This is a genomic window from Pseudomonas sp. NCIMB 10586 (assembly GCF_023127895.1).
GTDB classification, from domain to species: domain Bacteria; phylum Pseudomonadota; class Gammaproteobacteria; order Pseudomonadales; family Pseudomonadaceae; genus Aquipseudomonas; species Aquipseudomonas synxantha_A.
In genome coordinates this window covers 54,128-68,104 of the sequence record NZ_SPKQ01000006.1, presented here as the reverse complement: position 1 = coordinate 68,104, position 13,977 = coordinate 54,128, and the positions used below count along the sequence as shown (strand labels likewise).

General features: G+C 62.2%; 12 protein-coding genes. 9 read left to right on the top strand and 3 right to left on the bottom strand.

The annotated features are described in order from the left end of the window. Positions 1-166: 166 nt before the first annotated feature. The 5 genes from E4P01_RS01775 (at position 167) to E4P01_RS01755 (ending at position 5,578) form a co-directional block, all read left to right on the top strand. Positions 167-1,915 (top strand): type I secretion system permease/ATPase, encoded by a 1,749-nt coding sequence (locus E4P01_RS01775; RefSeq protein WP_216092137.1) that lies wholly within the window; start codon positions 167-169, stop codon positions 1,913-1,915. Then, complete coding sequence (locus E4P01_RS01770; RefSeq protein ID WP_216092136.1) at positions 1,912-3,237, top strand: HlyD family type I secretion periplasmic adaptor subunit; 1,326 nt, start codon at positions 1,912-1,914, stop codon at positions 3,235-3,237. Before E4P01_RS01775 ends, E4P01_RS01770 begins: the two co-directional genes overlap by 4 nt. Then, positions 3,234-4,562 carry a TolC family outer membrane protein gene (locus E4P01_RS01765; protein ID WP_216092135.1) on the top strand — a complete coding sequence of 443 codons (1,329 nt, stop codon included), beginning with the start codon at positions 3,234-3,236 and terminating at the stop codon, positions 4,560-4,562. Before E4P01_RS01770 ends, E4P01_RS01765 begins: the two co-directional genes overlap by 4 nt. A gap of 135 nt (positions 4,563-4,697) precedes the next feature. Further along, positions 4,698-5,126 (top strand): DUF4160 domain-containing protein, encoded by a 429-nt coding sequence (locus tag E4P01_RS01760; RefSeq protein ID WP_216092134.1) that lies wholly within the window; start codon positions 4,698-4,700, stop codon positions 5,124-5,126. Beyond that, complete coding sequence (locus E4P01_RS01755; protein WP_078822382.1) at positions 5,123-5,578, top strand: DUF2442 domain-containing protein; 456 nt, start codon at positions 5,123-5,125, stop codon at positions 5,576-5,578. Before E4P01_RS01760 ends, E4P01_RS01755 begins: the two co-directional genes overlap by 4 nt. A 70-nt stretch (positions 5,579-5,648) precedes the next feature. Here the strand turns inward: E4P01_RS01755 and trmA are convergent, their stop codons facing one another. After that, positions 5,649-6,728, bottom strand: coding sequence for a tRNA (uridine(54)-C5)-methyltransferase TrmA (gene trmA, locus E4P01_RS01750; RefSeq protein WP_078822381.1), 1,080 nt, complete (start codon positions 6,726-6,728; stop codon positions 5,649-5,651). Then, positions 6,725-8,020, bottom strand: a complete 1,296-nt coding sequence (locus tag E4P01_RS01745; protein WP_216092133.1) for an NCS2 family permease — start codon at positions 8,018-8,020, stop codon at positions 6,725-6,727. The genes trmA and E4P01_RS01745 overlap by 4 nt, the downstream gene beginning before the upstream one ends. Positions 8,021-8,208: 188 nt before the next feature. Here E4P01_RS01745 and E4P01_RS01740 point away from each other — a divergent pair, with 188 nt between their 5' ends. The 4 genes from E4P01_RS01740 (at position 8,209) to E4P01_RS01725 (ending at position 12,442) form a co-directional block, all read left to right on the top strand. After that, entirely contained in the window at positions 8,209-8,655 is a 447-nt protein-coding gene (locus E4P01_RS01740) for a DUF4879 domain-containing protein (protein ID WP_005791635.1), read from the top strand. A 96-nt stretch (positions 8,656-8,751) separates the two neighbouring features. After that, complete coding sequence (locus tag E4P01_RS01735; protein ID WP_005791634.1) at positions 8,752-9,276, top strand: (2Fe-2S)-binding protein; 525 nt, start codon at positions 8,752-8,754, stop codon at positions 9,274-9,276. Beyond that, entirely contained in the window at positions 9,273-10,262 is a 990-nt protein-coding gene (locus E4P01_RS01730) for a xanthine dehydrogenase family protein subunit M (RefSeq protein WP_078822380.1), read from the top strand. The genes E4P01_RS01735 and E4P01_RS01730 overlap by 4 nt, the downstream gene beginning before the upstream one ends. Continuing rightward, on the top strand, positions 10,259-12,442 hold the full coding sequence (locus E4P01_RS01725) for a xanthine dehydrogenase family protein molybdopterin-binding subunit (RefSeq protein WP_216092132.1): 2,184 nt from the start codon (positions 10,259-10,261) through the stop codon (positions 12,440-12,442). The genes E4P01_RS01730 and E4P01_RS01725 overlap by 4 nt, the downstream gene beginning before the upstream one ends. A gap of 137 nt (positions 12,443-12,579) precedes the next feature. Here E4P01_RS01725 and E4P01_RS01720 read toward each other — a convergent pair whose 3' ends face one another. Continuing rightward, on the bottom strand, positions 12,580-13,818 hold the full coding sequence (locus E4P01_RS01720) for an MFS transporter (RefSeq protein ID WP_005791631.1): 1,239 nt from the start codon (positions 13,816-13,818) through the stop codon (positions 12,580-12,582). Between the last annotated feature and the right edge of the window lie 159 nt (positions 13,819-13,977).

The following is a 13,977-nucleotide window of genomic DNA, read 5'->3' as shown; positions in this document are numbered from 1 at the left end:
AAAAAGCCGATGAAAGCTCACGCCTTCACCGGCCTGGTTGAAACCCCGTCGCCGCCCGAGTTTTCGAAGGCCAGTGCGGCGGCGGGGGCAAATTCTGTGGGTGCGCCGCAGGTGCTGTCAACGCACCGGGCGAGCCCTTGCTTGACTCTTCAATGGGACAACCTCCATGACTCGGCCCGGTGCCAAGCGCGCGAATGAGATGCTGGCTGCACTCACGGCCTATAAAAGCGCCTTCTTCAACATCGGCCTGTTCTCAGCGGTGATCAACCTGCTGATGCTGGCCCCGGCGCTGTACATGTTGCAGGTGTACGACCGGGTATTGGCTTCCGGCAACCAGATGACCCTGCTGATGCTGACGCTGATGATCCTCGGCCTGTTCGCCTTGATGGGGGCGTTGGAGTGGGTGCGCAGCCAAGTGGTGATTCGCCTCGGCACGCAAATGGACATGCGTTTGAACCAGCGGGTGTTCGACGCCGCTTATGAAGCGCAACTCAAGGGCGGCACCCAGGCCGCGGGCCAGGCCCTGCACGACCTGACCACCTTGCGCCAGTTCGCCACCGGCCAGGCGCTGTTCGCCTTTTTCGATGCGCCGTGGTTTCCGGTGTACCTGCTGGTGATCTTCCTGTTCCACCCTTGGCTGGGCCTGCTGGCGCTGGGTGGTGCGCTGCTGCTGATCGCGCTGGCGTGGGCCAACCACCATGTCAGCCAGGCGCCGATGGCACTGGCCAGCCAACTGTCGATCAGTGCCAGCCAGCAGGCCACGGCCAACCTGCGCAATGCCGACACCATCGAGGCCATGGGTATGCTCGCCACACTGCGCGGGCGCTGGTTCAGCCAGCACCAGGCGTTTCTGGTGCAGCAGAACCTGGCCAGTGAAAAGACTGCGGTGGTCACAGCCTGGTCCAAGGGCGTACGCCTGGCCCTGCAATCGCTGGTGCTGGGTTTGGGCGCCTGGTTGGCGGTCAACGGCGACATTACGCCGGGGATGATGATTGCCGGGTCGATCCTGATGGGGCGCGTGCTCAGCCCCATCGACCAGTTGATCGGCGTGTGGAGGCAGTGGGGTTCGGCGCGCCTGGCCTATGAGCGTTTGTCGTTGTTGCTGCAGGATAACCCGGCGCGACCGGCACGCATGAGCCTGCCAGTGCCCAAGGGCCAGGTAAGCCTGGAGCAGATCAGCGCCTGCGCCCCCGGCAGCCGCCGGCCCGCGCTGGCCAACCTGGGCTTCAGCCTGCCGGCGGGTGACGTGCTCGGTGTGATCGGCCCCTCGGGCTGCGGCAAGTCCACCCTGGCGCGGGTGCTGGTGGGGGCCTGGGCCCCGCTGGCCGGCAAGGTGCGCTTGGATGGCGCCGACCTGGCCGTGTGGGACAAACAGCAACTGGGCCCGCATATCGGTTACTTGCCCCAGGACATCCAGCTGTTCGCGGGCAGCATTGCGCAAAACATCGCGCGTTTTGAAACGGTGGAGGCCGACAAAGTCCTCGCTGCGGCGCAAATGGCCGGCGTGCACGAGCTGATCCTGCAACTGCCGCAAGGCTACGACACGCAACTGGGCGAGGGCGGCGCAGGCTTGTCCGGCGGGCAAAAACAACGGGTGGCCCTGGCGCGTGCGCTGTACGGCCTGCCGGCGCTGATTGTGCTGGATGAGCCCAATGCCAACCTCGACGAAGTGGGCGAGCAGGCGCTGCTGCAAGCCATCGCCCTGCTCAAGCAACAGCGCCGCACCCTGATTCTGATCACCCACAAACCCAACGTGCTGAGCCTGACCGACCAGTTGCTGATCCTCAAGGACGGCCAGATGCAGGCGTTCGGCCCGACGGCGCGGGTGTTGGAGGCGCGGCAAAAACCTGTGGCCAGCAAGCCGGTGTCGAGCATGAGCATGAGCTACCGCTTCGGTGAAGGAAAACCCGCATGAACCAGAGCAAACCTGCGTTGATCAGCGACCAGCCACACAACGTGCTGGCGCTGGATGACAAAAAATACTCGCGCCTGGGGTGGTGGCTGGTGCTTGGAGGCTTTGCCGGCTTTCTTGGCTGGGCGGCGCTGGCACCGTTGGACAAGGGCGTGGCGGTGCCGGGCAAGGTCATGGTGTCGGGGCATCGCAAGACGGTGCAACACCCGGCGGGCGGGATCGTGGAGCGTATTGAAGTGCGTGACGGTGACCGGGTACGCGCAGGCCAGGTGTTGTTGCGCCTGAAAGAAACACCGTTGCGCGGGCAGATGCAGTCACTGCGCAGCCAATACCTGGCGTCGCTGGCCAGCGAAGCGCGCTTGAGTGCCGAGAGCGAAGGCTTGCCGGCCATTGCATTTGGCCCCGAGCTGCTGGCCGATCCCGACGTCGCAAACACCCTGACCCTGCAACGCCAGTTATTCCAGAGCCGTGCCCAGGCCCTGGCCACCGAACAGGCGGGCCTGCGCGAAACCATCGCCGGCTTTGAGGCGCAGTTGCGCGGCACGCGGGCCTCCCAAGCGAGCAAAGTGCAACAGCGGGCGGCGTTGAATGAGCAGCTTCAGGGCCTGCGCGAGTTGGCGCGTGACGGCTACATCCCACGCAATCGCCTGCTCGACAGCGAGCGGCTGTATGCGCAAATCGACGGCGCTATCGCTGAGGATTTCGGGCGTATCGGCCAGTTGCAGCGCCAGGTGCTGGAGTTGCGTTTGCGCATCCGCCAGTTGGGCGAAGACTTCCAGAAAGACCTGCGCACCCAGTTGGCCGAGACTCGCACCCGCAGCGAGGACTTGCGCAATCGCCTGGCCTCCGCCGAGTTCGAACTGGCCAACAGCCTGGTTCGTGCTCCGGCATCCGGCGTGGTGGTGGGGTTGCAGGTATACACCGAGGGCGGCGTGATCAAGCCCGGTGAGGCCCTGATGGACATCGTGCCCCAGGGAGAGCCGTTGTGGGTGGAGGCGCGGGTGCCGGTACAGATGATCGACAAGGTGCACCCGGGCTTGCCGGTTGAGTTGATGTTTTCGGCATTCAACCAATCCACCACGCCACGGGTGGCGGGCGAGGTCACGTTGGTCTCGGCCGACCGCCAGGTCGATGAGCGTACCGATGAGCCGTATTACACGCTACGGGCCCAGGTCAGCGCAGCGGGTATGCAGCAACTGGACGGCGTGCAGATCCGTCCGGGGATGCCGGTGGAAACCTTCGTCAAGACCGGCGAGCGCTCGATGCTCAACTACCTGTTCAAACCCTTGCTGGACCGTACCCATATGGCCCTGGTGGAAGAATGAAGGCGTTGTTGTTTACCCTCTGTTTAAGTTGCACGCCAGCGGCAAACGCCCTGGGTCTGTTGGATGTGTATGATTTGGCGCTACGCAACGACCCGACCTTTCAGGCGGCGATCCAGGAGCGTGAGGCCGGTGAAGAAAACCGCGTGATTGGTCGAGCCGCGTTGCTGCCGAACCTGTCATGGAGCTACAACAACTCGCGCAATGAGTCCGAAGTCACCCAGAGTACGGCGGTGGGTAATGTCACCAGCGACCGCAATTACCGCAGCTACGCCTCGGCCCTGACCTTGCAGCAACCGCTGCTCGATTACGAAGCCTATGCGCGTTTTCGCCAAGGCACTGCCCAGGCGTTGATGGCCGACGAGCGCTTTCGCGGCAAGAGCCAGGAGTTGGCCGTGCGGGTGTTGAGCGCCTACAGCCAGGCATTGCTGGCACAAGAGCGCATCGAGTTGAGCCGCGCCCAGAAACGGGCGTTTGCCGAGCGCCTGCAACTCAATGACCGCCTGCTCAAAGGCGGTGAAGGCACGCGGACCGATGTACTCGAAACCCAGGCGCGCCTAAGCCTGGCCCAGGCCGAAGAGATCGAAGCCGTGGATGCCCAGGACAGCGCTTTGCGTGAGTTGGAAGCCATTGTCGGCCAGCCGCTGCACATCGAAGAACTGGCACCCCTGGCCCGCTCATTCGAGATCGCGCCGCTTGAGCCCAACCGTTTCGAAACCTGGCGTGAACTAGCCATGGCCAACAACCCCGAACTCAAGTCCCAGCACCACGCGCTCGACGTGGCCTCTTATGAAGTGGAGCGCAAGCGCGCCGGGCATTTGCCCAAGGTCAGCCTGTTCGCGACCAGTCGCAAAACCAGTTCCGACTCAGAAAGCAGCTACAACCAGAAGTACGACACCAACAGCGTCGGCATTCAGATCAGCCTGCCGCTGTTTGCCGGTGGCTCGGTCTCAGCCTCTACCCGTCAGGCGGCCAACCAATTGTCCCAGGCTCAATACGAGCTGGACGCGCAAACCGCCGCAACCTTGGTGGAGTTGCGCAAGCAATTCAACCTCAACACCAGCGGCGCGGCCAAGGTGCGGGCCTATGAAATGGCAGTGAGTTCCGCCACGGCGCTGGTGAGCGCCACGAAGAAAAGCGTCAGTGGCGGCGAGCGGGTCAACCTTGATGTACTCGACGCCGAACAACAACTGTTCACCGCCCGCCGTGACCTGGCCAATGCACGCCACGCGTACCTGCTGGCGCGCATTCAGTTGAAGTATTACGCGGGGTTGCTGAGCGAGCAGGACTTGCGGGCGTTGGCCGGGTATTTCCGGCCCTCGGCATGAGTGGTTACAACCCGGCATTCGCCGGGTTTTTTGTGGTTACTAGTCTGTGAAACAGCTTCGGGAATCAGGAGCCGGTTGTCGGGTGGCAGAGGGAAATTGTTACCTGGCGGAAAATAACCTAACGGATGGGTTACGATGAGAGTAGGTGCTTACAAAGGCTACGTGATTTCAGTGTTTATCAGGGATGAGCATTGCCCGCCCCATGTGTATGTCAGGGGCAAGGGATGGGATGCACGATTTCGCTTCAGTTTTTTGGGTGGGGATGTTGAGTTGTGGGACGTAGAGCCTGAACGGAGGCGGCCACCCATGTCGGTACTGAAGGAAATACGCGAGGCGATCATGCAGCGGCACTACCTGGCGCGGGCACGCAGGATTTGGTGGGAAAAACTGCAGACGGTTTGCCTGGAGAATCATTCCTGGGATTGGGACGCTGGTGAGTTGGTTCCAGGATTGGTCATTCGACCGGGCGTCTACGTCATCGCAAGCGCCCGGCACGACGTTGTCGAGCAACGGACTATTTTGAATCTGGTAAGAGCGCCAGATTGCGTGGGGATTAATTTATGAAGATCGTAAAAGCTAAGGTCAAACCTTATGTACCTCTCACTGAGGCCGACGTTGACAAGGCAATCGCCCGAGGGCGCAGGTTGAAGCGCCTGTACGCCAACGCCAGCAATGTGCGTTATGAAAACGACTGCCTCTCCATCGGCTTCAGCGATGGCAGCCGCGTGGTGTTGCCGGTGGCTGGCCTTCCGGAGTTCGAGGGGTTTTCAGAGAAAGACTTTCAGCAACTGGAAGTGACGTTCGGTGGCAAAGCGATAAGCTGTGAAGCTCAGGACCTGGACGTTTCGATTACCGGCCTGATCGCTACAAGCCAGCCGCTGATGGACCTGGCAACCAGCCTGGTGGCATCGCGCAATGGTCGCAAAAGCAGCGCGGCCAAATCCGCCGCCGCCCGCGCCAATGGCAAGAAGGGCGGGCGGCCACGCAAGGACGTACCAGAAACACCAGACACATGAGTAACCCCTGTGGGAGGGGGCTCGCCACAGCAAGCCCTCTCCCACATTATTGGGTCGATGCCCCGCGGTTTTATCGGCGGGTCAGCAACACACCCGATTCCATATGGTGCGTCCACGGGAACTGGTCGAACATCGCACATTGGGTAATCCGGTGCGTGTCATGCAGTTGCGCGATGTTGGCGGCCAACGTCTCCGGGTTGCAGGAGATGTACAGGATATTGTCGAAACGCCGGGTCAGTTCGCAGGTGTCCGGGTCCATGCCGGCGCGGGGCGGGTCGACGAATACGCTGCCAAACTCATAGCTTTTCAGGTCGATGCCGTGCAAGCGGCGGAATGGGCGCACTTCATTGAGCGCCTCGGTGAGTTCCTCGGCGGAGAGGCGCACCAACTTGACGTTACCGATCGCGTTTTCATCGAGGTTGCTCAAGGCCGCGTTCACCGAGGTCTTGCTGATCTCGGTGGCCAGCACGTTACGCACGCGAGTGGCCAGCGGCAGGGTGAAGTTGCCGTTGCCGCAGTAGAGTTCGAGTAAATCGTCCGGGCGGTCGCCCAAGGCTTCAAATGCCCAGTTGAGCATCTTCTGGTTCACCGTACCGTTGGGCTGGGTGAAGGCGCCTTCGGGCTGGCGGTAGCTGAAGGTGCGGCCACCGACCTCGAGTTTCTCCACTACGTAGTCCTGGCCGATCACATCGCGCTTGCCCTTGGAGCGGCCGATGATGCTCACATTCAGCTCAGCCGCCAGCTTGTTCGCGGCGGTGTGCCAATGCTCGTCCAGCGGGCGGTGATAGCACAGGGTGATCATCGCGTCGCCGGCCAGGGTGGTGAGGAACTCCACCTGAAACAGCTTATGGCTCAGGGCGGCGCTGGCTTGCCAGGCGGCCTTGAGTTGCGGCATCAACTGGTTGATGCGCTGGCTGGCAATCGGAAACGCTTCGATCAGGATCGGCGTGCGCTTGTCGTCCTGGGAAAACATTGCGTAATGGCGATCACCGCCTTCGCGCCACAGGCGGAACTCCGCGCGCAGGCGGAAGTTTTGCAAGGGCGAATCGAAGACCTGCGGTTCGGGCGCGTCGAAGGGTGCCAGCAGGTCACGCAAACGCGTGACCTTGTCTTGCAGTTGAGCGGTGTAGCTTGCGGCGTCAAAAGTCATGCGTTGAACCAGCCCAGCTTGATCACAAACAGAATCGACAGGATTACCAGTGCCGGGTTCAGCTCACGGTAGCGGCCCGAAAGCAGCTTGATGGCGGTCCAGGCGATGAAACCGAAGGCGATGCCGTTGGCGATGGAGTAAGTGAAGGGCATTGCCAGGGCAGTGATCACCACCGGCGCTGCAACCGTAATGTCATCCCAGTCGATTTCGGCCAGGCCCTGGCTCATCAGCACCGCTACAAACAGCAGGGCTGGCGCGGTGGCATACGCGGGCACGCTGGCGGCCAGCGGCGAGAAGAACAGCGCCAGCAGGAACAGGATCGCGACCACGATGGCGGTCAAGCCGGTGCGGCCACCGGCGCTCACGCCTGCGGCCGATTCGATGTAGCTGGTGGTGGTGGAAGTACCCAGCAGCGAGCCGGCCATGGCGGCGGTGCTGTCGGCGATCAGCGCACGGCCCATTTTCGGCATATGGCCGTCCTTGCCCATCAGGCCGGCGCGCTTGGCGACGCCGATCAGGGTGCCGGAGTTATCGAACAGGTCGACGAACAGGAAGGCGAAGATCACGCTGACCAGGCCGATATCCAGCGCGCCCTTGATATCCAGCTGCAGGAACGTCGGAGCCAGCGAAGGTGGCACCGAGGTCACCCCGATGAAGGGCGTGAAGCCCAATACGATGGAGGCGATGGTCACCGCCAGGATACCGATCAGCACCGCACCGCGTACGGCCAGGGCTTCGAGCGCGACGATCAGGACGAAACCCAGCGTCGCCAGGATTGGCGCCGGTTGTTTCAAGTCGCCCAGGCCCACCAGGGTGGCCGGGTTGGCGACCACGATCCCGGCGTTATGCAGGGCAATCAGCGCCAGGAACAGGCCGATACCGGCAGCAATTGCCGAGCGCAGAGGCAGTGGGATGGCGTTGATGATCCACTCGCGGATGCGGAAGATCGACAGCAGGAAGAACAGCACCGCCGAAATGAACACCGCGCCCAGCGCCACCTGCCAGGTGTGGCCCATGTGCAGGACCACGGTGTAGGTGAAGAACGCGTTGAGGCCCATGCCCGGCGCCAGCGCAATCGGGTAGTTGGCGATCAGGCCCATCACGGTGGAACCGATGGCCGCCGCCAGGCAGGTCGCGACAAACACCGCGCCTTTGTCCATGCCGGCTTCGCCGAGGATGCTCGGGTTCACGAACAGGATGTAGGCCATGGCCAGGAAGGTGGTGATCCCCGCAAGAATCTCGGTGCGCACATTGGTGTTGTGGGCTTTGAGTTGAAACAGCTTTTCCAGCATGCCGGCTCCCTGTGACGCTATTGTGCGTCGTTATTTGTTGACCTCTAAGTCAAAGCACAAACTGCGCCAAGCGCCTGTGGTTTCAGAGAGGATCGGAAAAAGCGGCGCATCATACCAGCAGCCGAGGCTGTGTGGCGCATGGCCTTGAGGCATACTGCGCCGACGTTCAATACCGGGTCATTGCCAGCATGAAAAAAGCCAACGCGTGGAGTCTAGCTCTGATCGCCAGTATCAGCCTGTGGCTGGGCGCAGCACCGGCGTGGGGCGCGGCTGCACCGGCGTTGAGCGAGGTGCGGGTGTTCAAGGTGGAATCGGCAAAATGCAGCGAAACCATCCCCGAACGGGTGAACACCACCCAGATGTGCGAACACCGTGGGCCCACCCAGGTGTCGGTCATGGAAGTCGGCCTGGGCAACAGCCCGATGGGCCGCTTCAATGGCGCAGAGTTGAACGGGCAACGCACGGCGGTGTGCCAGGTGGGCAACATCAGTGAGGCGTGCAACGGCGTGGGCACCTTGATGGGCTACATCTATGTGTTCGACCTGAATGTCCAGGCCCAGGGCTGGTTCGAATTCACCAATACCTCGATCAACCCCCCGCAAAACACCTTGAAAGCCCAGCTCAATATCCGCTGATCAATCATCTTGAACGCTCAAAATCCCGGGAAGTCGTACCCCTAAGACGGCGATTTTCCTGAACGCCGCGGATGTACTTCAACCCGTGAGGTGTTTATGAGCGCAAACCCCAATGGCGCGGCGGCCCAGCCGTTTGCCCGCCACCCGATACGCATGACACTCAACGGCCAGCCGCGCCAACTGGATGTGCTGCCCTGGACCACCTTGCTCGACCTGCTGCGCGAACAGCTGGACCTGGTCGGCAGCAAAAAGGGCTGCGACCACGGTCAGTGCGGTGCCTGCACCGTATTGCGTGACGGCAAGCGCGTAAATGCCTGCCTGACCCTGGCCGTGATGTGCGACGGCGCCGAGTTGACCACCATCGAAGGGCTGGCCGAAGGCGACCAGTTGCACCCCATGCAGCAAGCCTTCATCAAGCATGACGCCTTCCAGTGCGGCTATTGCACCCCCGGGCAGATCTGTTCCGCCGTGGGCCTGGCCAATGAAGGCCGCGCCCACGACCGTGCGCAGATCCAGGAACTGATGAGCGGCAACCTGTGTCGCTGCGGTGCCTACAGCAATATCCGCGACGCCATCGAAGAGGCGCTGCCGGCGTGCCACCGCTCGGGAGGTGAACAATGAACCCCTTCCATTACAGCAAGCCTGCCGATGTTCAAGAGGCGGTGCACCTGAGCAACGCGGCCTCGCGCTTCATTGCCGGGGGCACCAACCTGCTCGATTTGATGAAAGAAAACATCAGCCGCCCGGAACACTTGATCGATATCACCGGCTTGCCCTTGCACGAGGTTGAAGAAACCGCCGACGGCGGCGTGCGGATCGGCGCGTTGGTGAGCAATGCCGACCTGGCCTGGCACCCGCTGATCGAACAGCGTTACCCATTGTTGTCCCAAGCGATCCTGGCGGGGGCCTCGCCGCAATTGCGCAACATGGCCAGTACCGGTGGCAACCTGTTGCAGCGCACCCGCTGCTACTACTTCTATGACGCTACGGTGCCGTGCAACAAGCGCGAGCCCGGTAGCGGCTGCCCGGCGCGTACGGGGTTGAATCGCATCCATGCGATCCTTGGCGCCAGTGAGCAGTGCGTGGCCACGCATCCCTCGGACATGTGCGTGGCCCTGGCGGCGCTCCAGGCACGGGTGCATGTAGAAGGGCGTGGGGGGGCACGTGTCATCGAGTTCGCCGATTTCCACCGTCTGCCCGGCGATGCGCCACAGCGCGACAACCAATTGGCCGATGACGAACTGATCACCGCGATCGAACTGCCTGCCGACCATCTGGCCCGGCACAGCCACTACCTGAAAATCCGCGACCGGGCCTCGTATGCCTTTGCTTTGGTGTCGGTGGCTGCGGCGCTGGAACTGGACGGCGACACCATCATCGATGCGCGCCTGGCCCTTGGCGGGGTGGCGCACAAACCCTGGCGCGACCGCGCAGTGGAAGCGGCATTGGTCGGTCAGACCGTCAGCCGCGAAACCTTCAGCAACGCTGCCGATGCCCTATTGCAAGACGCCGAGCCGCTGGAGCACAACGGCTTCAAGATCAAACTGGCACGACGCGCAATCATCCGTGCCTTGAGCGACGCCGCTGTCGCAGGAGAACAGCCATGAGTGCCATCGGCAAACCCCTGGACCGTGTCGACGGTCTGCTCAAGGTCACAGGCCAGGCGCGTTATGCCGGTGAGTTCCCTGAGGATGGCCTGCTGCATGGCAGCGTCGTCTCCAGCACCATCGCCAAAGGCCGCGTTATAAAGATCGATGCCTCCAAGGCCCTGGCCTTGCCCGGCGTGGTCGAGGTCATTGATCACCTCAATCGCCCCAGAATCGCCAGTTACGACGACGCCTTCCAGGATGATGATGCCGCCGACGGCTCACCCTTTCGCCCGCTGTACAACGACCGCGTGCTTTACAGCGGCCAGCCCCTGGCCCTGGTGATCGCCGATAACCTGGAACTGGCCCGGCACGCCGGTTCACTGGTGCACATCGAATACGCGCCTGAAGATTTCGAAACGGACCTGCTCACCCAGCAGGAACGGGCCTACCCTTCACCGCAGACACCGCCCGAGCCACGCGGCAACTTTCAGGCCGAGTGGGCCGGTGCGGCGATCAGCCTCGATCTGCATTACAGCACCCCCATCGAACACCACAACCCCATGGAGCCCCATGCCAGCACCGTGCTGTATCAGCCGGACGGCACGTTGCATATCCATGACAAAACCCAGGGCCCGCAGAACTGCCAAGCCTACGTGCAAAAAGTGTTCGGCCTGGATAAAAGCCAGGTGCGCATCTTTGCTGCCTTTGTCGGTGGCGCCTTCGGTTCTGGCCTGCGCCCGCAGTATCAACTACCACTGGCAGTGATGGCGTCCCTGGCGCTCAAGCGGTCGGTGCGCGTGACCCTGACTCGCCAGCAGATGTTCACCTTCGGCTATCGCCCACGCACTTTGCAGCGTTTGCAGATGGGTGCCGCCGCCAATGGGCGCTTGCTGGCCCTGGGGCATACCGCGATTGGCCAGACCTCGCGCTTCGAGGATTTCAGCGAGCACGTGGTGGAGTGGAGCGGCATGCTCTATCACTGCGACAACGTGCAACTGACCTACAAGCTGGTGCCGCTGGATGTCTTTACCCCGCTGGACATGCGCGCCCCCGGTGCTGCGCTGGGCGTGAACGGCCTGGAATGTGCCATGGATGAACTGGCCTGCGCCTTGGCCATCGACCCGGTGCAACTGCGGCTGATCAATTACGCCGAGCGCAACCAGAACGAAGGCAAACCCTGGTCGAGCAAAGCCCTGCGCGAATGCTACAGCGAAGGCGCCGAACGTTTCGGCTGGAGCCAGCGCAACCCGGAACCGCGCAGTATGCGCGACGGTCGCCAGTTGATCGGCTGGGGCATGGCCGGTGGGGTGTGGGAAGCCATGCAGATGAAGGCCAGCGCCAAGGCACGCATCGATAGCAGCGGCAAACTCACTGTCAGCAGTGCCACCACCGACATTGGCACGGGCACCTACACGGTGATGACCCAGATTGCCTCTCAGGCCAGTGGCGTGGCGATGGCCGATATCAGCTTTCTACTGGGTGATTCGTCATTGCCCACGGCGCCGTTGCAGGGCGGTTCGTTTACCGTGTCTTCCGTCGGCACCGCTGTACAGCAAGCGTGCGAAGCGCTGAATGCCAAATTGCTGGAGATCGCCCGGCAGACTTACCCGGTATTCAAGGATGCCGATTCGGTTCGGTTTGAAGACGGCCAGCTACACAGCGGTGACGTGAGCGTGTCGTTGGCGCAACTGGTCAAGGACAGCGGTGAAGACGCCTTGCAGGTACAGGTCGACAGCGAGCCCGACAAGAAGCGCGAGGGTTATGCCAGCGCTACGCACTCGGCGGTGTTCGTCGAAGTGCGGGTGGATGAAGACCTGGGCACCATCAAGGTCAGCCGTGTGGTCAGCGCGATTGCTGCGGGGCGCGTGGTCAACCCGAAGATGGCCCGCAGCCAGATCCTTGGCGGCGTGGTGTGGGGCATTGGCATGGCGCTGCATGAAGAGACCCAGGTCGACCATCAATTGGGACGCTACATGAACCACAGCCTGGCCGAGTACCACATCCCGGTGAACGCCGATATCGGCGAGATTGACGTGCTGTTTGTCGAAGAACACGACGATGTGGTCAATGCACTAGGGTCCAAGGGCGTGGGGGAGATCGGCATTGTCGGCGTGGCGGCGGCAGTGGCGAATGCGATTTACCATGCCACCGGCAAGCGGGTGCGGGAGTTTCCGATCACCTTGGATAAAGTGCTCTAGCACCGGCCTTCCAAACACCGAAGCTCCAACTGTGGGAGCTGGCTTGCCTGCGATAGCGGTGCCTCAGCCACCAGAGAGTTGCCTGATACACTGTTATCGCGGGCAAGCCCGGCTCCCACAGGGTACAACGCTTAAGCTTATGGCTTGGTTTCTTCCACCGGCACATGCATACGATCGCGATTGGCCAGGGTCGGGAACAACTTGATCCATACCCCGGTCACCACCAGGGTGCCGATCCCGCCCATTACCACCGCCGGCACGGTGCCGAACCAATGAGCGGTTATCCCGGACTCGAACTCGCCCAGTTGATTGGATGCACCGATAAACAGGCCATTGACCGCGCTGACTCGCCCACGCATCTCATCCGGTGTTTCCAGTTGCACGAACGACGCGCGGATCACCATGCTGATCATGTCCGCCGCGCCGAGCACTACCAGCACTGCGAGGGAGAACCAGAACGAGGTCGAGAGGCCGAAAGCAATGGTCGCCACGCCGAATACGCCGACGGCGGTGAACATCACGCGTCCTACCTTGCGGTCTACCGAGAACCGCGCCAGCCACAGCGACATCAGCAAGGCGCCCACCGCCGGTGCCGAACGCAGCAGGCCCAGGCCCCAGGCGCCGGTCAGCAGGATGTCCTTGGCGAACACCGGCAGCAACGCGGTGGCGCCGCCCAGCAGTACGGCAAACAGGTCCAGGGAGATGGCGCCGAGGATGTCCGGGCGGCTGCGGATAAAGCGGATGCCGGCCAGCAGCGAGTCCATCGTGGCCTTGGCTTTGTTGAGCGGCGTCTGACGGGCGGGCAGGTTCAAGGTCAGGACGCAGGCAATCAGGTACAGCGCCACGGTTGGGCCGTACACCCACACGCTACCAAACGCGTAGAGCAAACCGCCAACGGCGGGTGCGACGATGGTCGCCAGTTGCTGGGCCGATTGCGATGCCGCCACGGCCCGTGGGAACAACGCGCTGGGCACGATGCTCGGCAGCAGCGCCTGGGTGGTGGGCATTTCAAATGAGCGCGCAGCGCCCAGCAGGAAGGCTAGGATAAAGATCATCTCGCGGGTCACGTTGCCGGTCAGGCCGCCGATGGCCAGGGACAAGGCAATCAGCGCCTGTAACGTCTGGCAAATGGCGGCGACCCTGCGTCGCTCATAGCGATCGGCTACATGCCCGGTGTGCAGCATGAACAGCACGCGCGGTACGAATTCCACCAGGCCAACCAGCCCCAGGTCCAGCACGTTGCCGGTCAGTTGGTAGAGGTTCCAGCCGATCGCCACGGTGAGCATCTGGAAACCGCTGGCGGTAAAGATCCGCGCCAGCCAGAACGCGATGAAAGGGCGGTGGTGACGTAACAGCAACGCGGGTTCACTGGGCATCGGCAATCAGGTCGGCAGCGGGGGAATGGCGAGATTAGCATCAAGCTGTAACAAATAGTTGCAAGAACAGGGCTGAGGCAAGCTGTCACGCGGCAAAAGACCACACAGTCCTACAGCAAAAATGGGACTACTCTTTCAACGATGCTTGATCCAGATCAA

Bases quoted from the DNA above. Each gene is read 5' to 3' on its own strand.
- E4P01_RS01775 (WP_216092137.1), top strand. From the start codon at position 167: ATGACTCGGCCCGGTGCCAAGCGCGCGAATGAGATGCTGGCTGCACTC.
- E4P01_RS01770 (WP_216092136.1), top strand. From the start codon at position 1,912: ATGAACCAGAGCAAACCTGCGTTGATCAGCGACCAGCCACACAACGTG.
- E4P01_RS01765 (WP_216092135.1), top strand. From the start codon at position 3,234: ATGAAGGCGTTGTTGTTTACCCTCTGTTTAAGTTGCACGCCAGCGGCA.
- E4P01_RS01760 (WP_216092134.1), top strand. From the start codon at position 4,698: ATGAGAGTAGGTGCTTACAAAGGCTACGTGATTTCAGTGTTTATCAGG.
- E4P01_RS01755 (WP_078822382.1), top strand. From the start codon at position 5,123: ATGAAGATCGTAAAAGCTAAGGTCAAACCTTATGTACCTCTCACTGAG.
- trmA (WP_078822381.1), bottom strand. From the start codon at position 6,728: ATGACTTTTGACGCCGCAAGCTACACCGCTCAACTGCAAGACAAGGTC.
- E4P01_RS01745 (WP_216092133.1), bottom strand. From the start codon at position 8,020: ATGCTGGAAAAGCTGTTTCAACTCAAAGCCCACAACACCAATGTGCGC.
- E4P01_RS01740 (WP_005791635.1), top strand. From the start codon at position 8,209: ATGAAAAAAGCCAACGCGTGGAGTCTAGCTCTGATCGCCAGTATCAGC.
- E4P01_RS01735 (WP_005791634.1), top strand. From the start codon at position 8,752: ATGAGCGCAAACCCCAATGGCGCGGCGGCCCAGCCGTTTGCCCGCCAC.
- E4P01_RS01730 (WP_078822380.1), top strand. From the start codon at position 9,273: ATGAACCCCTTCCATTACAGCAAGCCTGCCGATGTTCAAGAGGCGGTG.
- E4P01_RS01725 (WP_216092132.1), top strand. From the start codon at position 10,259: ATGAGTGCCATCGGCAAACCCCTGGACCGTGTCGACGGTCTGCTCAAG.
- E4P01_RS01720 (WP_005791631.1), bottom strand. From the start codon at position 13,818: ATGCCCAGTGAACCCGCGTTGCTGTTACGTCACCACCGCCCTTTCATC.